This is a genomic window from Allobosea sp. FG18 (assembly GCF_057809495.1).
The window spans coordinates 111,492-138,457 of record NZ_JBMDKB010000016.1 but is presented as its reverse complement, the minus strand read 5'-3'; the positions used below and the strand labels follow the sequence as shown (position 1 = coordinate 138,457).

Below are 26,966 nucleotides of genomic sequence, written 5' to 3'. Positions count from 1 at the left end.
AGCGCGGCGGAGCTCAGGGCTCGGCCGCGCCGATAATGATGATCAGGCGAAGGACTTCGCGAAACCCGCGACGATGTCCTTGAGCTTGGCGGCGTTGGCGTCCGACAGATCCTTCGACGAGCCGATCTCGTTCAGCATGTCGGCATGCTTGCCGCGGACCAGCGCGAGCAGACCGTCCTCGAAGGCGCGAACCTTGCTGACCGGCAGCGCGTCGAGATAGCCGTTCACGCCGGCATAGATCACGACGACCTGCTCTTCCATCTTCAGCGGCGAGAACTGCGGCTGCTTCAGGAGCTCGGTCAGGCGGGCGCCGCGGTTGAGCAGGCGCTGCGTGACCGCGTCGAGGTCCGAACCGAACTGGGCGAAGGCGGCCATCTCGCGATACTGGGCGAGCTCACCCTTGATCTTGCCGGCGACCTTCTTGGTGGCCTTGGTCTGCGCCGAAGAGCCGACGCGCGACACCGAGAGGCCGACGTTCACCGCCGGGCGGATGCCCTGGTAGAACAGGTCCGTCTCCAGGAAGATCTGACCGTCGGTGATCGAGATCACGTTGGTCGGGATGTAGGCGGACACGTCGTTCGCCTGCGTCTCGATGACCGGCAGCGCCGTCAGCGAGCCGAGGCCGGCGTCCTCGCCCATCTTCGCCGCGCGCTCGAGCAGGCGGGAGTGGAGATAGAACACGTCGCCCGGATAGGCCTCGCGGCCCGGCGGGCGGCGCAGCAGCAGCGACATCTGGCGGTAGGCAACGGCCTGCTTGGAAAGGTCGTCATAGATGATGACGGCGTGCATGCCGTTATCGCGGAAGAACTCGCCCATCGAGCAGCCGGCGAACGGCGCCAGGAACTGCATCGGGGCCGGGTCGGAGGCGGTGGCCGCCACGACGATCGAGTACTCCAGCGCGCCGCGCTCCTCGAGCACCTTCACCAGCTGGGCGACGGTCGAGCGCTTCTGGCCGACGGCGACGTAGACGCAGTAGAGCTTCTGGCTCTCAGGGGCGCCTTCGACGTTCAGCGGCTTCTGGTTCAGGATCGTGTCGAGCGCCACGGCGGTCTTGCCGGTCTGGCGGTCGCCGATGATCAGCTCGCGCTGGCCGCGGCCGATCGGGATCAGGGCGTCGACCGCCTTGAGGCCGGTCGCCATCGGCTCGTGCACCGACTTGCGCGGGATGATGCCGGGCGCCTTGACGTCGACGCGGGCGCGGGCCTTGGCCTTGATCGGGCCCTTGCCGTCGATCGGGTTGCCGAGAGCGTCGACGACGCGGCCGAGCAGCTCCTTGCCGACGGGAACGTCGACGATGGCGCCGGTGCGCTTGACCGTCTGGCCTTCCTTGATGTCGCGGTCGGAACCGAAGATCACGACGCCGACATTGTCGCTCTCGAGGTTGAGCGCCATGCCGCGCACGCCGGACTCGAACTCGACCATCTCACCGGCCTGGACCTTGTCGAGGCCGTAGACGCGGGCGATGCCGTCGCCGACGGAGAGAACCTGGCCGACTTCGGTCACCGAAGCTTCCGAGCCGAAGTTCGAAATCTGGGCCTTCAGGATGGCGGAGATTTCAGCGGGGCGGATGTCCATCAGCCGACCTCTTTCATGGCAAGACGAATTGAATTGAGTTTGGTTTTCAGCGACGCGTCGACCATGCGGGAGCCCATCTTGACGATGAGCCCGCCGATCAGGGCCGGATCGATCTTGATGGATACGTCGACATCCTTGCCGGCGACGCCCTTCAGCGCCGCACGGATCTCGTCGACGCGCTTGGCCGTGGGCTCTTCGGCGACCGTCACCTCGGCGGAGACGATGCCCTTGGCCTCGGCGACCAGACGCTTGTAACCGGTGATCATGCCCGGCAGCGCGAAGAGGCGGCGCTTGCTGGCGACGAAGCCGATGAAATTGGCAGCGATGCCGGTGATGCCGGCCTTCTCGAGCACGGCCTTGATCGCCGCGACCTGCTCCTCGGCCGTGAAGGCCGGGCTCTGGATCAGGCGGTTCAGATCCTCGCTCTCGGCGAGCAGGCCGTTGAAGCTATCCAGAGCGGCCGCGACGGTGTCGATCGCACCCGCCTCCTCAGCCAGCTCGAACAAAGCGGTGGCATAGCGCTGAGCTACGCCCGACACCAATGTCCCCTGCGATCCGCCTTCAGCCACGCTTCCCGTCTCTCGTTTCAAGGGACCACACCAGCGACCTTCCTGACGAAGGTGGAGTGTATGCTCCCGACACTGCGAGTATCATAGGCGCAAAGCCGGCAAGACGACTTCGCGACCGAAATGTGGCGGTGCACTAGCATGCGGTTCCGGGCCGCGCAATCGCTGATTGCCCTTCATAAGCGGCGATTTTGCCGCGCCTTTCAGCTCTTCAAAGGAAGCTTTGCGGATCGACATCGACCGCGACCCGGACCGAGCCCTTGGGCCGGGGCGCCCGCTTCAGCCAGCCGCGCAGGTAATCCTGCAGATTGGTCTCACGCGCCGTCTTGACGATCAGGCGCATGCGATGGCGCCCGCGCAGCACCGCCAAGGGCGCTTCCGCCGGCCCCAGCACCATGATTCCGTCGCTTGCCTCGGCACAGCGCGCCAGCGCCCTGGCATGGCTTTCGGCCTCCGCCTGGCTGTTGGCGGAAACGATCAGCGCCGCCAGGCGCCCGAAGGGCGGCAGGCCCGCAGCCTCCCGCGAGGCCTCCTCTGCGGCATAAAACCGCTCCGGATCGCCCGAGATCAGGGCCTTCAGCACGGGATGCTCGGGGTCATGCGTCTGAAGCAGGGCGCGGCCGGGCTTCTCGCCCCGCCCTGCGCGGCCGGTAACCTGCCTGAGCGCCTGAAACGTCCGCTCCGCCGCACGCGGATCGCCGGAGGTCAGGCCGAGATCGGCGTCGATCACGCCGACCAGCGTCATTCCCGGGAAATTATGGCCCTTGGCGACGAGCTGTGTGCCGATGACGATGTCGAATTCGCCGTCGGCCACGGCCATGAGCTCCGTCTTCAGCCTTTCCGTGCCGCCTGGAAAATCGCTGGAGAGCACGATCGAACGCGCCTGTGGAAAAAGCGTCGCGACCTCCTCGGCCAGCCGCTCCACGCCCGGTCCGCAGGCGACGAGGCTCTCAGGCTTGTGGCAGGCCGGGCATTCATGCGGCCGGCGCTCGACATGCCCGCAATGATGGCAGACCAGCGCCCGCCGGAAGCGATGGTCGACCAGCCAGGCCGAGCAGTTCGGGCATTGGAAGCGATGGCCGCAATCCCGGCAGAGCGTCAGCGGCGCATAGCCACGTCGGTTGAGGAAGAGCAGCGACTGCTCCTTCGCCTCCAGATTGGCCTCGACCGCCTTGATCAACGCGCCCGAGAGCCAGCGCCCGCGCTCCGGCTTGTCGCGGCGCAGATCGACGAGGCCGAGCTGCGGCAACTCGCGCCCGCCGAAACGCTCCGGCAGCCTGAGATGGGCGTAGCGCCCGCGCTCGGCATTGACCCGCGTCTCCAAGGACGGCGTCGCGGAAGCGAGAACCACCGGCGCGTTCTCGATGCGCCCCCGCACCACCGCCATGTCGCGCGCATGATAGGAGACGCCGTCCTCCTGCTTGTAGGCGCTCTCGTGCTCCTCATCGACGACGATGAGGCCGAGATCGCTATAGGGCAGGAACAGGGCCGACCGCGCGCCGGCCACGACCTTCGCCTCCCCGCTCGCGATTGCCGCCTGCAGGCGCTCGCGCTTGCGGCCGGTCACGGCCGAATGCCACAAGCCCGGCCTGACGCCGAAACGGGCCTCGAAACGGTCGATGAACTGCGCGGTCAGCGCGATTTCCGGCATCAGGATCAGGCTCTGGCGGCCGAGCCGGATCGCCTCCGCCACCGCCTCGAAATAGACTTCGGTCTTGCCGGAGCCGGTAACGCCTTCGAGCAGCGAGACGCCGAAGACCTTCGCCTGCACCGACTTGACCAGCGCCTGCGCCACCTCCGCCTGCCCTTCCGAAAGTTCCGGCACAGCATGGTCGGGATCGGGCAAAGCCGCGATCGCCTCGCGCGGCAGTGGCTCGACGATGAAGGTGCCGGCATCGACGAGGGAATCGATCACGGCCGCGCTGACCGATGCGGCTTCCGCGAGCGCCGATTTCGCGATCAGCAACCCGCCCTCGGCCGCTGCGATGGCACGCGCCCGTGCCGGGGTCATGCGGCCGGGCGGCGCTCCGGCAAGCCGGACGCCGAGCTTCGGCCGCTCGAGCGTATCGTCCGGTTGCCGGCGCAGCGCCAGCGCCAGCACCGAGCCCTTCGGCGCCAGCGTGTACCAGGCCACCCAGTCGACGAGCTTGCGCAGCGCCGGATCGAGCGGCGGCATGTCGTATTTCTCGGTGACCTTCTTGAGATTGCCGCCGCGTCCGCTGCCGACATCCCAGACCACGCCGACGGTCTCGCGCGGCCCCAGCGGCACCTGCACGACATCGCCCGGCTTCAGCACGAGCCCGGCCGGCACGGCATAGCTATAGGCCTGGTCGAGCCCGAGCGGGATCAGCACGTCGACCGTGCCGGCCTGCTCCATCTCTTCCGAATCGTCGATCAGATCGAACTGCGCCATCGTCACAAATATTGCTGTGTCATCCCGGGCGACCGGAGGGAGACCCGGGATCCATGCCGGAACGGTTCAGGCATGGATCCCGGATCGGCGCCGCTGACGCGGCTTGTCCGGGATGACGGCGTGTTTCGTCCCCGTATCTAGCATCGATTCGGCTGCTGTTAAGGCGGGAGCGTCATGCTTTCGCGATGACCGATTTCGAACCCTTCCGGCGCGACTGGCTCAGCCACCTCTCCGCCGAGCGGCGCCTCTCGCCGAAGACGCTGGAGGCCTATGCGCGCGATCTCGGCCAATTCCACGCGTTCCTGACCGAACATCTCGGCGGCACACCCTCGCTTTCCGATATCGCCGCACTCAAGCCCGTCGACCTGCGCGCCTTCCTTGGCCAGCGCCGCCGTGACAATGTCGGCAACCGCACGCTGATGCGTCAGCTCGCGGCGCTCCGCTCCTTCGCTCGCTTCGGCGAGCGCCAGGGCAGGCTCACCGCCGCCGCCTTCGCCGCAACGCGCGGCCCGCGCCTCGGCAAATCCCTGCCGCGCCCGCTCGAACCCTCGGCCGCCCGCGCCGTTACTCAGGCCGATACCCGTGCCGGCGAAGAGCGCGAACAATGGATCCTCGCCCGCGACGCCGCCGTGCTCGGCCTGCTCTATGGCAGCGGCCTGCGCATCTCGGAGGCGCTTTCGCTTGCCCGCACGCAGGCGCCGCTTCAGGCTGGCGACACGCTGACTGTCATCGGCAAAGGCAGCAAGACCCGGATGGTGCCGGTGCTCCCCGTCGTGATCACGGCGATCGCCGAATACCTCAAGCTCTGCCCCTGGCGCCTGCCGCCGGAAGGCCCGCTTTTCGTCGGTGCCAAGGGCGGGCCGCTCTCGCCGCGCATCATCCAGCTTGCGGTCGAGGGCTTGCGCGGCGCGCTCGGCCTGCCGTCCTCGGCCACGCCGCATTCCCTGCGCCATTCCTTCGCGACGCATCTGCTCGGGCGCGGCGGCGATCTGCGCGCCATCCAGGAGCTGCTCGGCCACGCCTCGCTCTCGACGACGCAACTCTATACCCGCATCGACTCAGCCCGGCTGATGGCGGCCTATGACGCCGCCCATCCGCGCGCCGGGCGCTAGACCCGCATCGCCCTCTTGCTGCCCAAACGGAAAGCCTTAAACAGCGCCGCCACCATGGCCTTGCGAGGTGATTCGTGTCCGATTCCGTCGAAACGCCCCAGGGCGGCAACAAGCGCGTCGCGCTGCTGATCGCGCTGCTTGCGCTCACGCTCGCCTTCTCCGAGATCGGCGGCAAGAATGCCGAGCAGGAGGCCGTCGCCAAGAATATCGAGGCCTCCAATCTCTGGGCCTTCTTCCAGGCCAAGACGATCCGCGGCACGACCGTGCGCACCGCCGCCGAGGCGCTGGAAGTCGAGCTTGCCGGCGTCACCGACGAGGCCGCCCGGCAGCGCCTGACCAAGCGCATCGAGAGCTGGAAGCAGACCGTCGCGCGCTATGATTCCGAGCCGGAGACCAATGAAGGGCGCAAGGAGCTTGCCGCCCGCGCCAAGGCGGCCGAGGCGCAGCGCGACATCGCCGCCGCCCGCGACGACAAGTTCGACATCGCCTCAGGCCTGATCCAGATCGCGATCGTGATTTCATCCGCCGCGATCATCACCGGCGTCGGCCTCCTCGCCGCGACCGGTGGCCTGCTCGGCATCGCCGGCATCGCGCTGATGGCGCTCGCCCAGTTCGCACCGACTGCGTTGTTCTGACGGCTTTACCGGGCACGGCGCAGGCGCGGATCGACCGCGTCGCGCAGTCCGTCGCCCAGCAGGTTGAAGCCCAGCACGGTGAGAGCGATAGCGGCGCCCGGAAAGATCGCGAGCCAGGGCTGCGCCGCCATGAAGGTCTGTGCCTCGTTGAGCATCCGCCCCCAGGACGGGTTCGGCGGCTGCGTGCCGAGCCCGAGATAGGACAGTCCTGCCTCGGCCAGCACCGCAAGCGCGAACTGGATCGTCGCCTGCACCACCAGGATGCCGGCGATGTTGGGCAGGACATGGCGCAGCGTGATCTGCCGGTTGTTGAGCCCCGCCGCCCGCGCCGCCTGGATGAAGTCCTGCGCCCAGACCTGCAGGGCCGCCCCGCGCGCGAGCCGCGCGAAATAGGGCAGGTTCAGCACGGCGATGGCGACGACGGCATTGAGCATGCCGGGGCCGACGATCGCGGTCATCATGATCGCGGTCAGCACGGCCGGGAAGGCATGGGTAAAGTCGGCTGTGCGCATGATCGCATGGTCGAGAAGGCCGTCGCGCCGAACCGAGGCTGCGAGCCCCAGCGTGGTCCCGACGACCATGCCGATGCCGACCGCACCCAGGCCGACCGCCAGCGAATTGCGCGCGCCGACCATGATCATCGAGAACACGTCGCGACCGAACTGGTCGGTGCCGAACCAGTTGGCGGCCGACGGCCCCTTCAGCCGGTTCAGGATCATCATCTGCGTCGGCTGGTAGGGCGTCCAGACGTAAGAAATCAGCGCCGCCGCGACGACGAGCGCAGCCAGCACCACGCCGATCACGAAGGAGGGCGCGAGCCACCAGTGCCGCTTGCCGCCCGAAGCCTTGTCCTGGACCGCGCTCATGATTGCCTCAGGCGCGGGTCGATCAGCCCATAGAGCAGTTCGACCGCGAAATTGATCAGGATCGCGAGCCCCGCGAAGAGCATGACGAGATCCTTGACCACGATCAGGTCGTGCTGGGCGATGGCCTGGAAGACGAGCCGCCCCAGCCCCGGCAGCGCGAAGACGTTCTCGATGATGATCGCGCCGGCGATCAGCACCGAGAATTGAAGGCCGAGGATGGTGACGACCGGGATCAGCGCGTTGCGCAGGGCGTGCCGGCGCATCGTCGTGCCTTCGCTCAGTCCCTTGGCGCGGGCCGTGCGGACGAAATCCTCCTGCAGCGTGTCGAGCATCGAGGAGCGCGTCACTCGCGCGATGATCGCGGCCTGCGGCAGGGCGAGCGCCAATGCCGGCATCAGGAGGGCTTTCAGCGACACGCCTATTCCCGCCTGCCAACCCGGAAAGCCGCCGGCCGGCAGCCAGCCGAGCCCGACCGCGAAGACGAGCACGAGCAGGAGGCCGAACCAGAAATTCGGGATGGCGAGCCCGGCCTGCGCGAAGGCCATCACGCCGGCATCGGCCAGCTGGCCATGGCGCGAAGCCGCGAGCATGCCGAGCGGGATGCCGATCGCCGTTGCCAAAGCGATCGCCATCAGCGCGAGCGGCAAGGTCACTGCCATACGCTCCGTGATGAGCTGCAGCACCGGCACGCGATAGGTGTAGCTCTGGCCGAGATCGCCGGTGACGAGCCCCCCCAGCCAGATGAAGAAACGCAGCACCGCCGGCTTGTCGAGCCCCATCTCGGTGCGCAACGCGGCCAGCGCCTCGGGCGCGGCATTGAGGCCGAGCGTCACCGCTGCCGGGTCGCCCGGCAGGATCTCGAGCACGACGAAGATCACCAGCGCCGCCGCGAGCAGGGTCAGGCCCAGCGCGACGAGCCGGCGCAGGATGTAGCCGATCACACCCTGCCCCTACCCACCTTGTCATCCCGGACAAGCGGCGAAGCCGCGCCGATCCGGGATCCATGCCGGAGCGATTCCGAGAAAGGTTCAGGCATGGATCCCGGGTCTCCCTGCGGTCGCCCGGGATGACCCGGTTGAAGCCATGAGGCTAGGTTCACCGCCAACGCAGTTCCGCCAGCGGCGTCACCGGCAGCGGCCAGTCGGTCCACATCCCCTCCAGCGCGGCGTTCGCCACCGTGATCTTGGGCAGGATGAAGAGGAAGCCGTTGACCGCGTCCTGAGCCAGCTTGCGCTGCGCCTGCTTGTAGAGCTCGTTGCGCTCGCCTTCCGGCAGGGTCACCGCGATCTTGGCGATCAGCGCCTTGAAGTCCGGGTCCTTGTACTGGAAGTAGTAGCCGTCGCGGGCATAGATATCGATGTCGAGCGGCTCGGTATGGGCGATGATGCTGAGATCGTAATCCTTGTTGCGGAAGACGCGCTCCAGCCATTGTGGGAATTCCAGCGGCTCGATCGCCGCGTTGATGCCGACCTGCGAGAGCAGCGCCGCGACGATCTCGCCGGAGCGGCGGGCATAGGATGGCGGCGGCAACTTCAGCGTGCAGTTGAAGCCGTTCGGGAAGCCGGCCTCCTTGAGCAGCGCCTTGGCCTTGGCGGGGTCGTAAGGGTAGGTGCCCGTCAGGTCGACATAGGCCGGATGCAGCGGCGAGAAATGGCTGCCGATCAGGTTGACGTCGAAGCCGTAGACGCCGAGCGCGATGGTCTTGCGGTCGAGCGCATGGGCGATCGCCTGCCTCACCTTCAGATTGTCGAACGGTGGCTTGGCATTGTTGATGCCGAGCACCGTCTCGCCCTCGGTTCCGCCGATCGTGACCTTGAGCTTGGCATCGGCCTTGAGCTGCGGCACGGCCTCCGGCGCCGAGAGATTGGTATGGGCGTCGACGTCGCCCGCCCTGAGCGCCGCGACCTGCGCCTGCGGGTCGGACATGAAGCGGAAGGTCGCCTTGGCCAGCGCCGGCTTCTCGCCCCAATAGCTGTCGTTGCGCGCGAGTTCGAGCCGGTCGCCACGGTTCCAGCGTACGAACTTGAACGGGCCGGTGCCGACCGGATTGGTCTTGTTGTTGGCGGCGGTTGCCGGCGCGACGATCACCGCATCGCCCCAGGCGAGGCCGAAGAGGAAATTCGCGGTCGGCTGCTTGAGCTTGATCACCACGGTCGCCGGGTCCGGCGTCGTGATCTCCGCGATAGGCGTGAAGAGCTGGCGCTGGGCGTTGGTCGAGTCGGCTGCAACCGCGCGCTCGAACGAGAACTTCACCTGCTCGGCGGTGAAGGGCGTGTCGTCGTGGAACTTCGCGCCCTGCCGCAGCTTGAAGCGGTAGGTGATATTGTCGTCGGCGATCTGCCAGCTCTCGGCAAGGCAGGGCTGCAGCTTGCCGGTCCGGTCGATCTTGACCAGACCCTCGAAGATGTTCTGCAGCGTCACCTCGCGGATCGCCTGCGCGGCGCCGGATGTCGGATCGAGCGTCGGCGGCTCCAGCGTCTGGGCGATGGTCACGCTGTCCTTCGCCTGGGCCAGCGCGACGACGGGAAGCTGCGCCGCCAGCGCTGCCAGTCCCGCCCCTGCCAGGAGTTCACGCCGCGTCGTCATATCCATCGCTCCGGTGCCGTTGCGGCGCGAGGATGACGCGGGAAACCCGGGAAACGCAAGCCCGCTTCCAACGCAATCCCCGTTGGGTAAGAAAGGGCATCTGGCGCACTAGTATACCAGGCAATTGACCCCTGCCTCAGCCGGCTCTAGAGATCGATGCGACCGATGGAGATGCCCATGCTGCTGCACGACGATCGCCTCTTTCCCGCCGATCCGGTGACGCGCGGCATCGCGCGCCGGCTCTTCGCCACGGTTCGCGACCTGCCGATCATCTCGCCGCACGGCCACACCGATCCGCGCTGGTATGCCGAGGACAATGCCTTTCCCGATCCGGCGACCCTTTTCGTCAAGCCGGACCACTATATCTTCCGCATGCTCTATTCGCAGGGCGTCCGACTGGAGCAACTCGGCATCAACAGAAAGGATGGCGGCGAGGTCGAGACCGACCCGCGCAAGATCTGGAAGCTCTTCGCCGACCACTGGCACCTGTTCCGGGGCACGCCGACGCGGCTCTGGTTCGAGCACGCGACCTCGACCGTCTTCGGCATCAACGAGCGCCTGACGCCGGAGAATGCCGACAAGATCTACGACAGGATCGCCGCCAAGCTGGAAGAGCCGGAGCTGCGCCCCCGCGCCCTGTTCAAGCGCTTCAACATCGAGGCGATCAGCACGACCGAAGGCGCGCTCGACGATCTGCGCTGGCACGATAGGGTCCGCGAGTCCGGCTGGGACGGCAAGGTCGTCACGGCTTATCGGCCCGACAGCGTCGTCGATCCGGAGTTCGAGGGCTTCGCCGACAATCTCGAAAAGTTCGGCGAGCTGACGGGCGAGGACATCGGTTCCTGGACCGGCTATCTCGCGGCCCATCGCAAGCGGCGCGCCTATTTCAAGGAACGTGGCGCCACCTCCTCCGATCATGGCCACGCCACGGCCCGCACCGCCAATCTCTCGGATGCGGAGGCCGAGAAGCTCTACGCCAAGATCCTGAAGGGCAAGGTCTCGGCCAAGGACGCCGACCTGTTCCGCGGCCAGATGCTGACCGAGATGGCCAAGATGAGCCTCGATGACGGGCTCGTGCTGCAAATCCATCCGGGCTCCCACCGCAACCACAACGCGGCGCTGTTCGAGCATTTCGGCCGCGACATGGGCTGCGATATCCCGACGCAGACCAATTACGTGGAAGCGCTGAAGCCGCTGCTCGACGCTGTGGGCAACGAGCCGGGCCTCACCGTCATCGCCTTCACCCTCGACGAAACCGCCTATTCGCGCGAACTCGCACCGCTGGCCGGTCACTACCCGGCGCTGCGGCTCGGGCCGGGCTGGTGGTTCCTCGATGCTCCCGAAGCGATGCTGCGCTTCCGCGAGCTGACGACCGAGACGGCGGGCTTCTACAACACCGTCGGCTTCAACGACGACACCCGCGCCTATCTCTCGATTCCCGCCCGTCACGACGTCGCCCGCCGGGTCGACTGCGCCTATCTCGCCAAGCTCGTTGCCGAGCACCGGCTGGAGGAGGATGAGGCGGCCGAGGTCGCCTATGACCTCGCCTATCGCCTCGCCAAGGAGGCCTACAAGCTGTGACCCGCCTCTCCGCTGCCACGCTCGCCGGCCTGCCGTCCTCGGTCCGCCGTCCGGCCTATGATCGCACCGCGCTGAAAGCCGGCATCGTCCATCTCGGCCTCGGCGCCTTCGCCCGTGGCCACCTCGCCGAATACACCGAGGACGCGCTGGAGCATCGCTTCGGCGCCTGGGGAATTACCGGCGCCAGCCTCCAGCGCCCCGACCAGCGCGACCGGCTGAAGCCGCAGGACGGGCTCTACACGCTGCTCAAGCTCGCCCCGACCGGGCCGGAACTGCGCGTCATCGGCTCGGTGCTCGACGTCCTCGTCGCGCCGGAAAGCCCTTCGGCTCTGATCGCGCGGCTCGCCGCCCCCGAGACCCGCATCGTCTCACTCACCGTCACCGAGAAGGGCTATTGCCACGATCCCGCGACCGGCACGCTCAAGGCCGATCATCCCGATATCGTCCACGACCTCGCCAATCCGCAGGCACCGCGCTCGGCGGTAGGTATCCTCGTCGCCGGGCTGAAGGCGCGTCGCGATATGGGCTTGGGCCCCTTCACCGCGCTCTGCTGCGACAACCTCCCCTCCAACGGCCATGTCCTGCGCGGTCTCGTCCGCGATTTCGCGGCGCTCACCGATGACAAGCTCGCCGCCTGGATCGAGGCCAATGGCGCCTTCCCGGCGACGATGGTCGACCGCATCGTGCCGGCCACGACCGACGCCGATATCGCCGAAGTCGCCCGGCTGATCGGTGTGGAGGATGCCGCCCCCGTCATCGGCGAGCCCTTCCGGCAATGGGCGATCGAGGATGTCTTCGCCAACGGCCGCCCGGATTGGCACGACGTCGGCGCCCAGATGGTCTCCGAGGTCGCACCCTTCGAGTTCATGAAGCTGCGCATGCTCAACGGCGCCCATTCCTCGCTCGCCTATCTCGGCTATCTCGCCGGGCACGAAACGGTCGCCGAGGCCAGCGGCGATCCCGTCCTCGCCCGCTTCCTTGAGCGCCTTTGGGCCGAGATCATCCCGACCGTGCCGGCCCCGCAAGGCGTCGTGCTCTCGGATTATGCCAAGGCCCTGCTCATCCGCTTCCAGAATCCGGCGATCCGCCACCGCACCTGGCAGATCGCCATGGACGGTTCGCAGAAGCTGCCGCAGCGCCTGCTCGGCACGATCCGCGAGCGCTTGAAAGCCGGCGCCGGAATCGACCATCTCGCACTCGGCGTCGCCGCCTGGATGCGCTACGTCACCGGCATCGACGAGAAGGGCGGCGCCATCGACGTCCGCGACCCGCTTGTCGCGGAGCTGAAGCGCCGCGCCGAGGCCGCCGGACGCGACGCCAAGGTCTTGGTCGAAGCCCTCACCGGCATCGAGGCGATCTTCGGGACCGACCTGCCTGGCGACCTTCGGTTTACAAAACCGGTGACCGCTCACCTCGCCTCGCTCTTCGAGAAGGGCGCAAAGGCGACGGCGTCGAGCCTGGGCTGAACGTCTAGCGTCATGCTCGCCCTTGTGGCGAGCATCCACGTCTTGGACACGACCTTCGACCAGCGAAGACGTGGATGGTCGGGACAGGCCCGACCAAGACGTCGAGCATGGCCGCATGCGGGCGCCAAGCCCCTTGATCCCCGCCCTCATCCCACGCCACATAGGCGCGATGCTTCGTGCGCTCACTCTTGCGATCTCGTTCCTCACCGCCGCCACGGCCCTGGCGCAGGAGCCGCCGCGCATCGCCATCCCCAATCTCTGGGACCCGCGCATCCGGCTCGATCGACCGGAGCCCGGCCCGCCGCGCGTCGTGCGCTTCCTCGCCGATGACGATTATCCGCCCTTCCATTTCGCCGGGCCGGACGGGGCGTTGACCGGCTTCTCGGTCGAGCTCGCCCGCGCCACCTGCGAGAAGCTGGCCTGGACCTGCACCATCCAGCCGCGCCGCTTCGATACGCTCGCCGACTCGCTGGCAGAAGGCCGCGGCGACGTGCTGGCCGCTGCGATGAACCTGACGCCGGCCCTGCGCGAGCGCTTCGCCGCGAGCCACCTCTATTTCCGAGCTCCGGCCCGCTTCATCACCACGCGCGGCAATGTCCGCGCCGCGCTTGACGGCACGGCTCTTCAGGGACGGCGCGTCGCGGTGGTCTCCGGCACGGCACATCAGGCCTTCCTCGAACGGCTCATGCCCTTCGTGCAGCGCCGCGAGAGCGCCAATCTGAATGCCGCGATCGCTGCGCTCCGCAGCGGTGAGGCGGAATATGTCTTCGGCGACGGGGTGGCCTTGTCGCTGGCGCTCGCCGGCAGCGGCGGCGAGTTCGCCTTCTCGGGAGGCCCCTATCTCGAAAGCCGCTATTTCGGCGAGGGCGTCGCCTTCCTGCTGCGCAAGGACGATCCCGCCCTGAAGCGCGCCATCGACTACGCACTGCAGGGCCTCTGGGACGACGGAACCTATGCCCGCCTCTATCTGCGCTTCTTCCCGGTCAGCCCGTATTGACCGAACCACACCTTTGTCATTCCGGGGCGCGCCGCAGGCGTGAGCCCGGAATGACAAAGCGGGCTGATATCAGGGCGCGTTGCTGGCCAGCGCCTGCTTCGCCACCGCCGCGAGCCAGCCGGACGCCGCCGGCAGGATTTCGTCGTTGAAGTTGTAGCGGTCGTTATGCAGGTCGCCGCCATTCACCGACGGGCCGTTGCCCATCCAGATATAGCAGCCGGGGCGCTTCTCCAGGAAATAGGCGAAATCCTCGCCGGTCGTGCTCGCCTTCATGTCGCGCCGAACGGGCAGGCCGGCGGCCTCGCCGGCAGCGGCTGCCATATCCTCTTCCGCCAGCGTGTTGATCGTGGCGCTGCCATAGGTGAACTCGACCGCTGCCGTCATCTCGAAGGTCGCGGCGATGTTCTCGCCGATACCCTTGAGACGCGAGAGCAGGCGGTCACGCACGGCCGGCACGAAGGTGCGGAACGTGCCCTCGATGAAGACATTGGTCGGAATCTGGTTGGAGGCGAGCCCGCCATGGACCTGGCCGATCGAGACCACCGCCGATTCCATCGGGTCGACATTGCGTGAGACGATCGTCTGCAGCGCCACGATCAGATGCCCCATCGCCACGATCGGGTCATGGGTCTGCTCCGGCAGCGCCGCATGGCCGGCCTTGCCGGTCAGCGTGATCTTGAAGCGTCCGGGCTCGGACATCACCGGCCCGCGATGCACGGCGACGGTGCCGGCCGCGAGTCCCGGCCAGTTATGCAGCGCGAAGACGCGCTCCATCGGGAAGCGCTCCAGCACGCCGTCCTCCAGCATCGCGAGCGCGCCGCCCGTGCCCTCTTCCGCCGGCTGGAAGACGAACTGCACCGTGCCGCTCCAGCCGTCATCGGCCTTGAGCAGCGCCGCCGCGCCGAGCAGCGAGGTGGTGTGGCCGTCATGACCGCAGGCATGCATGACATTCGGCGTCTTGGACTTGTAGGGGAGATCGTTGACCTCCTGGATCGGCAGCGCGTCCATGTCGGCACGCAGGCCAACGGTCCGCTCGGAGGCGCCCTTCGTCAGCGTAGCGACCACACCGTAGCCGCCGACATTGGCGACGAAGGGCACGCCGAGCTCGGTCAGCTTCTCCTGCACGAAGGCACTGGTCATCTTCTCGTGGCGCCCGAGTTCGGGATGGGCGTGGAGATGTCGTCGCCAGGCGGTCAGCTTGTCGAGCAGGTCGCGGTCCAAGACGGGCATCCTTTCGAAAGGCGTGGTCAGATACGAAAGCGCCCAGACTACCCCGCACGGCGGGCACGACAACCGTCGAAAACAGAAGGCCGTCATTCCGGACAAGCCGCGTCAGCGGCGCCGATCCGGAATCCATCGTAGAGCACTGCCCCCTCCGATGGATTCCGGATCTTCGCTTCGCTCCGCCCGGAATGACGACAGAGTTTCATTGACTGTGCCCTTCGCAATCTGCGAAAGCCCAACGCCCGTTGCGATGTCCGCAACGCCGTAGACGCGGAGAGGATACCCGCCCAAATGCCCGCCTTCGACGCAGCCCTCGTTGACGCCGCCCAGCGTTCGGCCTCCTGGCCGTTCGAGGAGGCGCGCAAGCTCGTGGCCCGCATCGAGAAATCCGGCAAGAAATCGGTGATCTTCGAAACCGGCTATGGCCCCTCGGGCCTGCCGCATATCGGCACCTTCGGCGAGGTCGCGCGCACCTCGATGGTCCGCCACGCCTTCCAGGTGCTGACCGGCAACACGATCCCGACCCGGCTCGTCGCCTTCTCCGACGACATGGACGGCCTGCGCAAGGTGCCGGACAACGTGCCGAACAAGGAACTGCTCGCTGCCAACATCGGCAAGCCGCTGACCGAGGTGCCGGACCCGTTCGGCACGCATGACTCGTTCGGCCGTCACAACAACGCGCGGCTCTGCGCCTTCCTCGACAGCTTCGGCTTCGACTACGAGTTCAAGTCCTCGACCGACTCGTACCGTGCCGGCGAGTTCGACGCGACGCTGCTCAAGATGCTCGCCCGCTACGACGCCATGATGAAGATCATGCTGCCGACGCTGCGCGAGGAGCGGGCCGCGACCTATTCGCCCTTCCTGCCGATCCACCCGAAGACGCGCATCGTCATGCAGGTGCCGATCGACGAGGTCGATGTCGAGGCCGGTACCATCGCCTGGACCGATCCCGACACGAAGGAGCGCCTCGTCTCGCCGGTCACCGGCGGCCATGTAAAGCTGCAATGGAAGCCGGACTGGGCGATGCGCTGGGTCGCGCTCGGCGTCGATTACGAAATGGCCGGCAAGGACCTGATCGACTCGGTCAAGGTCTCCTCGCAGATCGCCCGCGCCCTCGACGGCACGCCGCCGGAGGGCTTCAACTACGAGCTCTTCCTGGACGAGCAGGGCCAGAAGATCTCGAAGTCGAAGGGCAACGGTCTGACCATCGAGGACTGGCTGACCTATGGCCCGCCGGAGAGCCTGGCGCTCTACATGTTCCAGCGCCCGCGCGAGGCTAAAAAGCTCCACTTCGACGTGATCCCGCGCGCGGTCGACGAATACCTCCAGTTCCTCGGCGGCTACGAGAAGCAGGACTGGAAGAACCGCCTCGGCAACCCGGTCTGGCACATTCATGCCGGCAATCCTCCGGCGCCGGAGGTCATCGCCTCGGGCGAGGGCGACAACACGGTCCGTACGCAGGTCACCTTCGGCCTGCTGATGAACCTCGTGGCCGTCGCGAATTCCGAGGACAAGGCCGTGCTCTGGGGCTTCCTCCAGCGCTATGCGCCGGGCATGTCGCCGGAAACCCATCCGCGCCTCGACGCGCTGGTCGGCTACGCGATCGCCTATTTCCGCGATTTCGTGAAGCCGGCGAAAAACTATCGCCCGGCCGACGAGGTCGAGCGTGACGCCTTCACCAAGCTCGACGCCGCCTTGGCCGCGCTGCCGGCCGATCCGACGCCGGAGATGGTGCAGGACACGGCGCTGGACGTCGCCCGCGCCATCCCGCGCTACCAGAACCTCACCGCCAAGAACGCGACGCCGGAGCGTCCGGGCGTCTCCGGCGACTGGTGGAAGGCGATCTACCAGGTGATGTTCGGTGAGGATCAAGGCCCGCGCTTCGGCTCCTTCGCCGCGATCTACGGCCTGCCCAATACCCGCGCCCTGATCGCCAAAGCGCTGGCCGGTGATCTGGTCAAGGACCACGCCGCCTTCCTGGCGGCACGCAAAGCCGACTGACGAGCTGACGGAGCCTGCCATGACCATTCCCGACGACGCGCTCGCGGCGCTGGCGGAGGTGGTCGGCTCCGGCAGCCTGCGCAGTGGCGAGGCGATCCCCGCCCGCAACCGCAAGGATGCCTCCAGGACGAAAGAGCGCCTGCCGGCCCTCCTCGTCATGCCCAGGACAACCGAGGAGGTCGCCGCGGTGCTGGCGGTCTGCTCGCGGTTCTCGCTGCCCGTCGTCGTCCAGGGCGGCATGACGGGCCTGGCCGGCGGCGCCGCGCCGCAAGCCGGCGAGATCGCGCTCTCGCTCGAGAAGATGACCGGCGTCGAGGAGATCGACCCGGTGACGCGGACGATGACCGTGCTCGCCGGCACGCCGCTCGCGGTCGTGCAGGAGAACGCCGCCGCCGCCGGCTTCCTCTATGGCGTCGATCTCGGTGCGCGCGGGACCTGCACCATCGGCGGCAATGTCGCGACCAATGCCGGCGGCGTGCAGGTGCTGCGCTACGGCATGACGCGGCGCAATGTGCTCGGCCTCGAAGCGGTGATGGCCGACGGCCGCATCGTCAGCCATCTCAAGAAGGTGGTGAAGAACAATGCCGGCTATGACTGGACGCAGCTCTTCATCGGCAGCGAGGGTACGCTCGGCGTCGTCACCCGCGTGCTGCTCGCCCTGCAGCCTGCGGTGACCGGCACGCAGACCGCACTCTGTGCCGCCGGCAGTGTCGCCAATGCGCTCGCGGCGCTCAACCGCCTCGAAGCCCGGCTCGGCGGCGGCCTGCTCGCCTTCGAGGCGATGTGGTCGGAATACATGAAGGCCGCGATTGAAAAAGTTGGCCTGCCCGCTCCCTTTGCCGAGCAGCCGGAAGTCGTGCTCGTCATCGAGGCCGCGATGGGTCCGGGTAGCGCGGGCGAGGAAACCTTCGCGGAAGCGCTTGCCGAGCTGGCGGAGGAAGGCCTGCTGGACGATGCCCTGATCGCACAATCAGGCCGCGACCGGCAGCGTTTCTGGGCCTATCGCGAGGCGAATTACGAGTTCTACCGCGAGCTGCCGACCGGCGTGCATTTCGACGTCAGCATCCCCCTGGGCGCGATGGCGGATGCGATCGCCTTGCTGCGCCAACGGGTCAAGGCCCGCAGCAACACGGCCATTCCCATCGTCTTCGGCCATCTCGCCGACAGCAACCTGCATCTCTCGATCCACGACCAGACGGGGGATCTCTCCGGCTTTGCCGACATCGTCTACGAGCTGGTCCGCGAGAAGCAGGGCAGCATCTCCGCCGAACACGGCGTCGGCGTGCTGAAGCGGCCCTATCTCGGCATGAGTCGCTCGGATGCAGAGCTCGCGCTGATGACGACGCTGAAGCGGACGCTCGACCCCGGCAACATCCTCAATCGCGGGCGCATCCTGCCGGCTTGAGCTATGGCGCCGAGCCGTTGGCTCTGCCAGACTCACGCGCCGTGAAGGATCGGGGCGCGGAGCATGATCGACGAGATGACGCCTGACCAAGCCATCGAACGTGCGATCCGCGCGCGCCGCGCCATCCGCGCCTTCCGGCCCGATCCGGTCGAGCCCGCTCTCGTCCGCCGCCTGATCGATCTCGCCGCGCAGGCGCCCTCGGGCACCAACATGCAGCCCTGGAAACTCCGGGTGATCGGCCCTCAGTCGCGGGCGCGGCTGGAGACGGCGCTGCTCGCAGCGCTCGATGCCGGCGGGCGCCCCGGCGTCGAGGAATACCGCTACTATCCCGCGCAGTTCCGCGAGCCCTATCTGGCGCGCCGCCGCAAGGTCGGCTGGGACCTCTACAGCCTGCTCGGCGTGGTCAAGGGCGATACCGAGGGCATGAAGCGCCAGACGGCCGCGAACCTGCGATTCTTCGATGCGCCGGTCGCGCTGATGCTGACCATCGACCGCGATCTGGAGATCGGTTCCTGGCTCGATCTCGGCATGTTCATCCAGACCCTGCTGATCGCCGCCCAGGGCCATGGCCTCGATTCCTGCCCGCAGGCGATCTTCGCGCAGTTCCACCCGATCGTGCGGCGCGAGCTCGCAATCCCCGAGGACGAGGTCGTGGTCTGTGGCATCGCCATCGGCAAGGCCGATCCCGATGCCCCGGCCAACCGCCTCGTGCCCGAGCGCGAGCCGGTCGAGGGCTTCACGACCTGGCTGGATTGAGCGGCGCTCAAAAACGAGGCCATTCGCGGAATCTCTTCCGGTCAGCACCCCCGGTTGTCATTCCGGGGCTTCGCGCAGCGAAGAACCCGGAACCCACGACCGGATGATACCTTCGATGCCTGATAGCCAGCCGCTCACCCCGTCGTGGGTTCCGGGTTCACGCCTGCGGCGTGCCCCGGAATGACAGTGGTCGTGCCAAGTCGCTGCGATCAGGCGGTAACAGCGCCTAGGCGCCGGTCTGCGCCGCGGTATCCTTCCGGAACAGCTTCACCACCGGCCCGACCAGCCAGTGCATCGCGACGATGGTGAGGCCGCCGACGATCACCCCGAACACGGCTGCGAGCGCCGCCCCGGCCAGCCATTCGCCGGCACCGACCAGTGCTGCCGGCAAAGCGCGCCCTGCCGCGACCGCGAGGTCATGGACGCCATGCCCGAGACCGCTGAGGCCATATTCTTCCAGCCCGTGGATGATGATGCCGCCGCCGACCCAGAGCATCGCGGCCGTGCCGACCACGCCGAGCAGATTGAGGAAATGCGGCATGGCGACGACGAGGCCACGTCCGAAAGGCTGCGTCAGCCACGAAAGCGCACGGTCGAGCGCCCCCGCCTCGCCCGGCTCTAACCGCCGCAGGCCGAGCAGGCTCGCCGCTGGCCGCCGGTTCGCGGCGAGCGCCATGCCGGCATCGTCGGCCTTCACGATCAGCGCGACGACGCCATAGACCGCGACGGTGATGCCGATGCCGACGATGGCGAGCACCGCCGCCTTCATCCGGAAGGACTGGTCGGCGACGCCTGCCAGCGTGATCGCCATGATCTCGGCCGACAGGATGAAATCCGTCTTCACCGCGCCCGCGATCTTCTGCTGTTCGAGCGCGGTCGGGTCGCCAACCGCCTCACCGGCCTTGCCTTCGCCATGGGCGCCATGCGGCAAGACCAGTTCGAGAAGCTTCTCGGCGCCTTCGAAGCAGAGGAAGACGCCGCCCGCCATCAGGAGCGGCGTGATCGCCCAAGGCGCGATCAGCGCAAGGATCAGCGCGCCCGGCAGCAGGATGAGGAGCTTGTTGCGCAGCGAGCCCAGCGCGATCCGCCAGATAATCGGCAGTTCGCGGGCCGCCGTGAAACCGACGGCATAGCGCGGCGTCACCGCCGCGTCGTCGATGACGACGCCCGCAGCTTTCGTCCCGGCCTTGCCGGCCTGCGCCACGACATCGTCGACGGAGGACGCCGCGATCTTGGCGATGCCGGCAACGTCGTCCAGCAGCGCGAACAAACCCGAAGCCAAGCGGCTCCCTCCCTATGACTTCGCTGCAACCAAACTAGCTTGCGCTGCGTGAAAAGGGAAAGGCGCCGTCATTCCGGACAAGCCGCAACAGCGGCGCCGATCCGGAATGACGCGTGGGGATGGGGCTCCTCTACCCTTTCAGGCTGGCGAAACCCTTGCCCTCAGTCGCGAGACGCCTGAGTAGCGGCGCCGGCTCCAGCGCCTTGTCGCCGCTCTCGGCAGCCTGCGCCTCCAGCCGCTTCACGATGACGTCGAGCCCGACACTGTCGGCCCAGAACATCGGCCCGCCGCGCCAGGCCGGCCAGTTATAGCCGTTGATCCAGACGATATCGATGTCGCCCGGCCGCGCCGCGATACCCTCTTCCAGGATGCGCGCGCCCTCATTGACCATCGGGTCGAGCAGTCGCGCCAGGATTTCGTCCTGCGTGAAGGCCCGCCGGGTCACGCCCTGCTCAGCCGAGATGCGGGCGATCAGCGCCTCGACCTCGGGGCAGCGCTGTCCGGCGCGCGCGCCCTGCGGATAGAGATAGTAGCCGCGCCCGGTCTTCTGGCCGAACCAGCCGGCCTCGCAGATCGCATCGGCCACGGCGGCCTTGAGGCCGCGTGCCTTGCGCGAGCGCCAGCCGATATCGTTGCCGGCGAGATCGGCCATGGCGAAGGGACCCATCTTGAAGCCGAAGCCGACCAGCGCGGCATCGACCTCATGCGGCAACGCGCCAGCGACCAGCAGGCGCTCGGCGGCGCGGGTGCGCTGCTCCAGCATGCGATTGCCGACGAACCCGAAGCCGTTGCCGACCACGACTGGAACCTTGCCGAGCTTCCGACCGAGCGCGACGGCGGTCGCAATCGCATCGTCGGCCGCCCCCTTCGGGCGAACGATCTCCAAGAGCTTCATGACATTGGCCGGGCTGAAGAAATGCATGCCGATCACGTCCTGCGGGCGCTTCGTCGCCGTCGCGATCGTGGGCACGTCGAGATAGGAGGTGTTGCTGGCAAGGATCGCGCCGGGCTTCGCCACCTTGTCGAGCTCGCCGAAGATCTGCTGCTTGACGCCCATTTCCTCGAACGCCGCCTCGACGACGATATCGGCTCCCGTTGCAGCCGCGAGGCCGACCGCCGGCTTGATCAGCGCCATGCGGCCGGCCTTGGCCTCCGGCGTCAGGGACCCCCTGGAAACCGAGATATCGTAGATCGCGCCGATGCGGTTGATGCCGTTGTCGAGCGCAGCCTTGGCCGTCTCGATCAGGGTCACCGGGATGCCGGCATTGGCAAAGCACATCGCGATGCCGCCGCCCATCGTGCCGGCGCCGATCACGGCGGCGCTGGCGATTTCCCGCGGCTTCACCTCCGGGCCGATGCCAGGCACCTTCGCAATCTCGCGCTCGGCGAAGAAGACATGGCGCAGAGCCTTCGAGCGCTCGTCGACGAGCAGCGACAGGAAGAGCCTGCGCTCGACAGCGGCTCCCTCGGCGAAAGAAAGCGTGAAGCTCGCGCGCACGGCCTCGACCAAAGCCGGCACGTTCGGCATGCCCTCGGCCTTCTTCACCGCATCCTTCGCCAGGACCTCGAAGGCCTCGCGATCGGCCTCGGTCAATTCGCCGGTCGTCTCGCTCGTGACCGGGCAGCGCCCTTCCGCGGCCATCCCTTCGGCCAGCCGGATCGCGGCGGCCACGAGATCGCTGGAGACGACCTCGTCGAGGAGCCCGTATTCGAGTGCTTTGCCGGCCGAAATCGGCTCGCCCGAGAGCATCATCGGGAAGGCCTTGGCCGCCCCGATCAGACGCGGCAGGCGCTGGGTGCCGCCGGCGCCGGGTATGAGCCCGAGCTTGATCTCGGGCAGGCCGAGCTTCGCCGCCGGCAGCGCGACGCGCCCGTGGCAGGCGAGCGCGACCTCCAGCCCGCCGCCCAGCGCCACGCCCTGGATCGCCGCGACGACCGGCTTGTTCGAGCCCTCGATCGCGTCGAGCACATCCGGCAGGTTGGGCGGAGCCGGCGGCTTACCGAACTCGCTGATATCGGCGCCAGCAATGAAGGCCTTGCCGGCGGAGGCGATCACGATCGCGATCACGGCAGCATCGGCATTGGCCTGCTTGATAGCGCTCGCCAGCCCTTCGCGGACGGCGGCGCCCAACGCATTCACCGGCGGATTGTCGATGGTGGCGATCGCGACCTTGCCGCGCACCTCGAGCTGAACCTTCGTCATCGACGTCTCCGCAATCCCTGTCCTGCGCCCGACTCGCAAGCCAAGGCAGTGAAGGCGCTATAGCATCGGACCGAAAAGTGGATTCCACTTTTCGGTCCGATGCGATGCCAAATTGATAGATCATCGTTATCGCGTCCAGCAGGACGCGCGATGATCTCGGCAGGCAAGGGAGAATCCGCACCGCGCGATGTCAAGCGCCAGGCGGCAACGAAAGGCGCATCCGGCCTCGCTTGACCCCCGGCGAAGGCCCATGCGATCCCGGCACGGCAATCAGGGAGCGGACCGATGAGCGAAGTGCTGAGCGAAACCGTCGCGGCCGGCGTGGTGCAGATCACCATGAACCGGCCGGAGCGCAAGAACGCGCTCGACCGCGCGAGCTATGCCGGCTTGATCGCCGCGATCGCCGCCGCCGAGGCCGACGCCTCGATCCGCGCGATCCTGCTGACGGGCGCCGGCGGCACCTTCACCAGCGGCAACGACATCAAGGATTTCGCCATGGCCGCCGCGGCGGGCGAAGGCCCGCGCGTCGCCATCGATTTTCTCGAGGCGATCTCGACCGCGAGGAAGCCGATCGTCGCGGCGGTCGAGGGCTTCGCGGTCGGCATCGGCACGACGATGCTGCTGCATTGCGACCTCGCCTTCGCCGCCCGCTCGGCGACCTTCCGCCTGCCCTTCGTCACGCTCGGCCTCTGCCCCGAGGGCGGATCGAGCTATCTGCTGCCGCTGGTCGCGGGCTCGAAGAAGGCCGCTGAACTGCTGATGCTGGGCGAGGCCTTCAATGCCGAGACCGCTGCCGCAGCCGGCCTCGTCAACGCCGTCACTGAGGACGGCACGGCGCTGGAAGCCGGTCTCGCCAAGGCGAAGGCGCTTGCCGCGCTGCCGCCGGAATCGCTCGCCCTGACCAAGATGCTGCTGAAGCGTGGCTCGGCCCAGGCCGTGGCCGAGACCATCGCGACCGAAGCCCGCCATTTCGGCGAGCGCCTGAAGTCGCCGGAAGCCATGGCCGCCTTCATGGCCTTCCTGAAGAAATGAGGAGTGGCGGCCCTCAGGCCGCCACCACCCGGCGTCGGCTCTTCAGCCAGTCGCGCGTCCAGGCGAAGACCGGCCAGAGCAGCGCGGCGAAGGTCATCGCCGCCAGCACGGACGAGACCGGCCTGTCGAAGAAGGGCAGCGCTGACCCGTCGGACTTGATCAGCGAGGTCACGAAATTCTGCTCCACCATCGTGCCCATGACGATGCCGAGCACCATCGCCGCGACCGGATAGCCGTTCTTCTCCATCACGAAGCCGAATACGCCGAAGAAAGCGACGCACCAGACCGCGAACAGGTTGTTGCCCGCCGTGGCGAAGGCGCCGACCGCGCAGAAGATCATGATCACCGGCATCACCGCCGAGCGCGGCGCCCCGACCACCTTGCTCGCCAGCCGGATCATGATGATGCCGAAGGGGATCATGATGATGTTGCCGAGGATGAAGATGATGTAGAGCGCGTACATGCTCTCGGCCTGGCTGGTGAACAGCGTCGGCCCGGGATTCAGCCCCTTCATGTAGAGCACCCCGATCGCGATCGCGGTGATCGTGTCGCCGGGGATACCGAAGAGCAGCGCCGGCACCCAGCCTGAGGCGAGCGAGGCGTTGTTGGAGGCGCCGGCCTCGATCAGCCCTTCCGGATGGCCCGTACCGAACTTCTCCGGCGTCTTCGAGAAGCGCTTGGCCATGGCGTAGCTGACCCAGGCCGCCATGTCGGCCCCGGCGCCGGGCAGCACGCCGATGATGATGCCGACGATGTTCCCGCGTGTCTGCTGCTTCGGATATTTCTTGGTCAGCGCCCACTGGCCCTTCAGGATCGAGCCCAGCTTGCGGTTCTTGATCTTCGGCGGGTCGCGCTCGGTCAGCGAGCGCATCACCTCGGCCAGCGCGAAGACGCCGACCAGCGCCGGGATGACCTCGATGCCGCCCAGCAGGTTGGTAGAGCCGAAGGTGAAGCGCGGCACGCCGCCGGGGTTGTCGATGCCGATGCAGGTGATCAGCAGGCCGAGCAGCATCGCCGCGATCGCCTTGATCGGCGATGACCGCGCCACCAGCGTCGAGCACATCAGGCCGAGCATCGCGAGCCAGAAATTCTCGTAGGTCGAGAAGGACAAGGCCATCTCTGCGAGCAGCGGCGCGATCAGCATCAGCGAGAGCGTGCCGGCGATGCCGCCCAGCGCCGAGAACCACAGGCAGATGCCGAGCGCCGTCTCCGCCTGGCCCTTGCGCGTCATCGCATAGGCTTCGTCGGTATAGGCGGCCGAAGCCGGCGTGCCGGGGATGCGCAAGAGGCAGCCCGGAATGTCGCCGGAGAAGATCGCCATGGCGGAAGCCGTGATGATCGTCGCGATCGCTGCGATCGGCGAGAGGTAGAAGGTGACCGGCACGAGCAGCGCCGTCGCCATGGTGGCGGAAAGGCCGGGCAGCGCGCCGACCGTCAGCCCGTAAAACGCGGACGCCACAATGGCGATCATCACGTCGAATTGGAAAACCAGCCCGAAGGCCTTGATGACGGTATCCATCGTCAGGCCTCGCTCACCAGGGGAAGGGCAGAATGCCGCCGGGCAAAGGCACGCGCAGCAGCTTCAGGAAGATCAGGTTGATCGCGAAGGGCGCGATGATCGCGAGCGGCACCGCAAGCTTCGGCTTGGCGCCGAAGGCCAGACTGCAGAGCAGCACCATGATCGCCGTCGTCGGCAGGAAGCCCAGCGTTTCCGAGGCGAGCGCATAGAAGGCGAGCAAGGCCGGCGGCAGCAAGGCCAGCCAGTTGCGCCAGGCCGGTACCGGCGCGAGTTCCTCCGGCGTCGCATGGCTCGCGACATCGGCCTCGGCGACCTCCTCGAAATGGCGGCCGATCCCGAAGACGATCAGGCCGCCGCAGAGCGCAAGCCCGGCGCCGACGACCATCGGAAAGGCGGAAGGGCCGACCTGCTGGCCAGGCACCGGCGGCAGTTTCGAGCCGTAGAAGAAAGCGACGGCTCCAAGCGCGGCAATCGCTGAGCCGGTAATACGATCTGACAACAACATGCTGGAGCGTCTCGCAACTCGCGCTTTCAGGCATTTGCACGGAACCACGCCGTCATCCCGGGCTTGACCCGGGATCCATGCCGGAGCGCTTCCGATCAAGGTTCAGGCATGGGTCCCGGGTCTCCCTTCGGTCGCCCGGGACGACTTGCGCGTGTAGCTCAGCCCTTGGCGAGGCCTGCCGCCTTCATGGCGGAGGCCATGGAGGTGTCGCTCGCGGCCATGAAGTCGGCGAAGCCCTTGCCGTCCGCGAACTTCATCCCGAAGCCGCGGGAATTCATGAAGTCCTGGTAGTCCTTCGAATCGAAGGCCTTCTTCAGCGCCGCCGTCAGCTTGGCCGCGATCTCGGGCGGCAGGCCCTTCGGCGCGCCGATGCCGCGCCAGGCACCGATCGAGTAGTTGATGCCGAGCGTCTCGTTGAGCGTGGGCACGTCCTTGAACTGCGGGTTGCGCGCGCTCGCCATGATCGCCAGCGATTTGGCCTTGCCCGCGTCGATCATCGCCCGCGCCTCAGGCACCGAACAGGTCACGATATCGATGCCACCGGCCGCCAGATCCTGCATGCCGGGCGCCGCGCCGTTCGACGGCACCCAGGCGACATGATCGGGCTTCAGGCCCATCGCCACGAGCCAGCCGATGAGGGCGAGATGCCAGATGCCGCCCTGGCCGGTGCCGGACGCCTTGAGTTTGCCGGGAGGTGCGGCCTTGATCGCATCGGCCAGCGCCTTGATGTCCTTGTAGGGGCCGGCGGTCGAAACCTGCACGCCCGGAGGGTCCTCGTTCATCAGCGCGAGCGAGGTATAGCTCGTCGATTTCAGGTCGGTCAGGCCCTGATGATGCATCATGGCGATCTCGACCGTCAGCATGCCGATATTGTAACCGTCCGGCGCGGCCGTCGCGATGGCCGAATGGCCGACCACGCCGGAACCGCCGGTGCGGTTGACGACGTTGACCGGCTGGCCGAGGTCCTTTTCCAGGAGCTGCGCGACGATGCGCGCGGTCGCGTCCGTGCCGCCGCCTGCGCCCCACGGACAGACCATGGTGATCGGCCGCGACGGATAGTTCGCCTGCGCGACGGCAGGTGCCGCGATCAGGCTCGCGCCGGCTGCGGCCGCGCCCTTGAGCACAGTTCGTCTGTCGATGAAATCGGTCATTCCCCAGTTCCTCCCGTTAAATCGATTTAGTGTCCGGGCGCTCCTCGTCCACGACGGGGCTCCCTTGATATGACGGGCGTCATCTGAGCCG

General features: G+C 67.4%; 21 protein-coding genes. 9 read left to right on the top strand and 12 right to left on the bottom strand.

Features of this window, described 5'->3' with window-relative positions:
• Positions 1–42 precede the first annotated feature (42 nt).
• From atpA to ACODTJ_RS18255, 3 genes are all read right to left on the bottom strand, one after another.
• Complete coding sequence (atpA, locus tag ACODTJ_RS18265; RefSeq protein WP_454655262.1) at positions 43–1,575, bottom strand: F0F1 ATP synthase subunit alpha; 1,533 nt, start codon at positions 1,573–1,575, stop codon at positions 43–45.
• Positions 1,575–2,144 (bottom strand): F0F1 ATP synthase subunit delta, encoded by a 570-nt coding sequence (locus ACODTJ_RS18260; RefSeq protein WP_454655260.1) that lies wholly within the window; start codon positions 2,142–2,144, stop codon positions 1,575–1,577. Before ACODTJ_RS18260 ends, atpA begins: the two co-directional genes overlap by 1 nt.
• Positions 2,145–2,352: 208 nt before the next feature.
• Positions 2,353–4,554 (bottom strand): primosomal protein N', encoded by a 2,202-nt coding sequence (locus tag ACODTJ_RS18255; protein WP_454655258.1) that lies wholly within the window; start codon positions 4,552–4,554, stop codon positions 2,353–2,355.
• A gap of 185 nt (positions 4,555–4,739) precedes the next feature.
• Between ACODTJ_RS18255 and ACODTJ_RS18250 the strand changes: the two genes are divergently transcribed.
• Together ACODTJ_RS18250 and ACODTJ_RS18245 are read left to right on the top strand one after the other, a co-directional pair.
• On the top strand, positions 4,740–5,666 hold the full coding sequence (locus ACODTJ_RS18250; RefSeq protein ID WP_454655257.1) for a tyrosine recombinase XerC: 927 nt from the start codon (positions 4,740–4,742) through the stop codon (positions 5,664–5,666).
• A 74-nt stretch (positions 5,667–5,740) separates the two neighbouring features.
• Positions 5,741–6,301, top strand: a complete 561-nt coding sequence (locus tag ACODTJ_RS18245; protein ID WP_454655255.1) for a DUF4337 domain-containing protein — start codon at positions 5,741–5,743, stop codon at positions 6,299–6,301.
• 5 nt (positions 6,302–6,306) lie between these two features.
• Here the strand turns inward: ACODTJ_RS18245 and ACODTJ_RS18240 are convergent, their stop codons facing one another.
• The 3 genes from ACODTJ_RS18240 to ACODTJ_RS18230 form a co-directional block, all read right to left on the bottom strand.
• Positions 6,307–7,167: an ABC transporter permease gene (locus ACODTJ_RS18240; RefSeq protein ID WP_454655254.1), complete on the bottom strand. Its 861-nt coding sequence runs from the start codon at positions 7,165–7,167 to the stop codon at positions 6,307–6,309.
• Positions 7,164–8,108 carry an ABC transporter permease gene (locus tag ACODTJ_RS18235; RefSeq protein ID WP_454655253.1) on the bottom strand — a complete coding sequence of 315 codons (945 nt, stop codon included), beginning with the start codon at positions 8,106–8,108 and terminating at the stop codon, positions 7,164–7,166. Before ACODTJ_RS18235 ends, ACODTJ_RS18240 begins: the two co-directional genes overlap by 4 nt.
• Positions 8,109–8,262: 154 nt before the next feature.
• A complete protein-coding gene (locus tag ACODTJ_RS18230; protein ID WP_454655251.1) occupies positions 8,263–9,753 on the bottom strand; it encodes an ABC transporter substrate-binding protein in 1,491 nt (496 codons plus the stop codon).
• A 177-nt stretch (positions 9,754–9,930) separates the two neighbouring features.
• Here ACODTJ_RS18230 and uxaC point away from each other — a divergent pair, with 177 nt between their 5' ends.
• The 3 genes from uxaC to ACODTJ_RS18215 all read left to right on the top strand — a co-directional run bounded on the left by uxaC (position 9,931) and on the right by ACODTJ_RS18215 (position 13,797).
• Complete coding sequence (uxaC, locus tag ACODTJ_RS18225; RefSeq protein WP_454655249.1) at positions 9,931–11,334, top strand: glucuronate isomerase; 1,404 nt, start codon at positions 9,931–9,933, stop codon at positions 11,332–11,334.
• A complete protein-coding gene (locus tag ACODTJ_RS18220) occupies positions 11,331–12,800 on the top strand; it encodes a mannitol dehydrogenase family protein (RefSeq protein WP_488849562.1) in 1,470 nt (489 codons plus the stop codon). The genes uxaC and ACODTJ_RS18220 overlap by 4 nt, the downstream gene beginning before the upstream one ends.
• Before the next feature lie 169 nt (positions 12,801–12,969).
• Complete coding sequence (locus tag ACODTJ_RS18215) at positions 12,970–13,797, top strand: transporter substrate-binding domain-containing protein (RefSeq protein WP_454655245.1); 828 nt, start codon at positions 12,970–12,972, stop codon at positions 13,795–13,797.
• 69 nt (positions 13,798–13,866) lie between these two features.
• Here ACODTJ_RS18215 and ACODTJ_RS18210 read toward each other — a convergent pair whose 3' ends face one another.
• The gene (locus ACODTJ_RS18210) at positions 13,867–15,018 is read right to left on the bottom strand and encodes an amidohydrolase (protein WP_454655244.1); all 1,152 of its coding nucleotides are present in this window, start codon (positions 15,016–15,018) and stop codon (positions 13,867–13,869) included.
• A 294-nt stretch (positions 15,019–15,312) separates the two neighbouring features.
• On the opposite strand from ACODTJ_RS18210, the gene ACODTJ_RS18205 reads away from it, so the two are divergent.
• The 3 genes from ACODTJ_RS18205 to ACODTJ_RS18195 all read left to right on the top strand — a co-directional run bounded on the left by ACODTJ_RS18205 (position 15,313) and on the right by ACODTJ_RS18195 (position 19,183).
• Positions 15,313–17,022 carry a lysine--tRNA ligase gene (locus tag ACODTJ_RS18205; RefSeq protein ID WP_454655243.1) on the top strand — a complete coding sequence of 570 codons (1,710 nt, stop codon included), beginning with the start codon at positions 15,313–15,315 and terminating at the stop codon, positions 17,020–17,022.
• Positions 17,023–17,041: 19 nt separating this feature from the next.
• Positions 17,042–18,427 carry an FAD-binding oxidoreductase gene (locus ACODTJ_RS18200; RefSeq protein WP_454655242.1) on the top strand — a complete coding sequence of 462 codons (1,386 nt, stop codon included), beginning with the start codon at positions 17,042–17,044 and terminating at the stop codon, positions 18,425–18,427.
• A 75-nt stretch (positions 18,428–18,502) separates the two neighbouring features.
• On the top strand, positions 18,503–19,183 hold the full coding sequence (locus tag ACODTJ_RS18195) for a nitroreductase (RefSeq protein WP_454655241.1): 681 nt from the start codon (positions 18,503–18,505) through the stop codon (positions 19,181–19,183).
• Positions 19,184–19,409: 226 nt separating this feature from the next.
• Here the strand turns inward: ACODTJ_RS18195 and ACODTJ_RS18190 are convergent, their stop codons facing one another.
• On the bottom strand, positions 19,410–20,465 hold the full coding sequence (locus ACODTJ_RS18190; protein ID WP_454655239.1) for a DUF808 domain-containing protein: 1,056 nt from the start codon (positions 20,463–20,465) through the stop codon (positions 19,410–19,412).
• Between the two features lie 130 nt (positions 20,466–20,595).
• Positions 20,596–22,668, bottom strand: coding sequence for a 3-hydroxyacyl-CoA dehydrogenase NAD-binding domain-containing protein (locus tag ACODTJ_RS18185; protein ID WP_488849561.1), 2,073 nt, complete (start codon positions 22,666–22,668; stop codon positions 20,596–20,598).
• Between the two features lie 285 nt (positions 22,669–22,953).
• Here ACODTJ_RS18185 and ACODTJ_RS18180 point away from each other — a divergent pair, with 285 nt between their 5' ends.
• The gene (locus ACODTJ_RS18180) at positions 22,954–23,700 is read left to right on the top strand and encodes an enoyl-CoA hydratase-related protein (protein WP_454655235.1); all 747 of its coding nucleotides are present in this window, start codon (positions 22,954–22,956) and stop codon (positions 23,698–23,700) included.
• Between the two features lie 13 nt (positions 23,701–23,713).
• Here the strand turns inward: ACODTJ_RS18180 and ACODTJ_RS18175 are convergent, their stop codons facing one another.
• From ACODTJ_RS18175 to ACODTJ_RS18165, 3 genes are all read right to left on the bottom strand, one after another.
• Positions 23,714–25,219, bottom strand: a complete 1,506-nt coding sequence (locus ACODTJ_RS18175; RefSeq protein WP_488849560.1) for a tripartite tricarboxylate transporter permease — start codon at positions 25,217–25,219, stop codon at positions 23,714–23,716.
• A gap of 13 nt (positions 25,220–25,232) precedes the next feature.
• The gene (locus tag ACODTJ_RS18170; protein WP_454655233.1) at positions 25,233–25,724 is read right to left on the bottom strand and encodes a tripartite tricarboxylate transporter TctB family protein; all 492 of its coding nucleotides are present in this window, start codon (positions 25,722–25,724) and stop codon (positions 25,233–25,235) included.
• Between the two features lie 158 nt (positions 25,725–25,882).
• On the bottom strand, positions 25,883–26,875 hold the full coding sequence (locus ACODTJ_RS18165) for a tripartite tricarboxylate transporter substrate binding protein (protein ID WP_454655232.1): 993 nt from the start codon (positions 26,873–26,875) through the stop codon (positions 25,883–25,885).
• Positions 26,876–26,966: the final 91 nt, after the last annotated feature.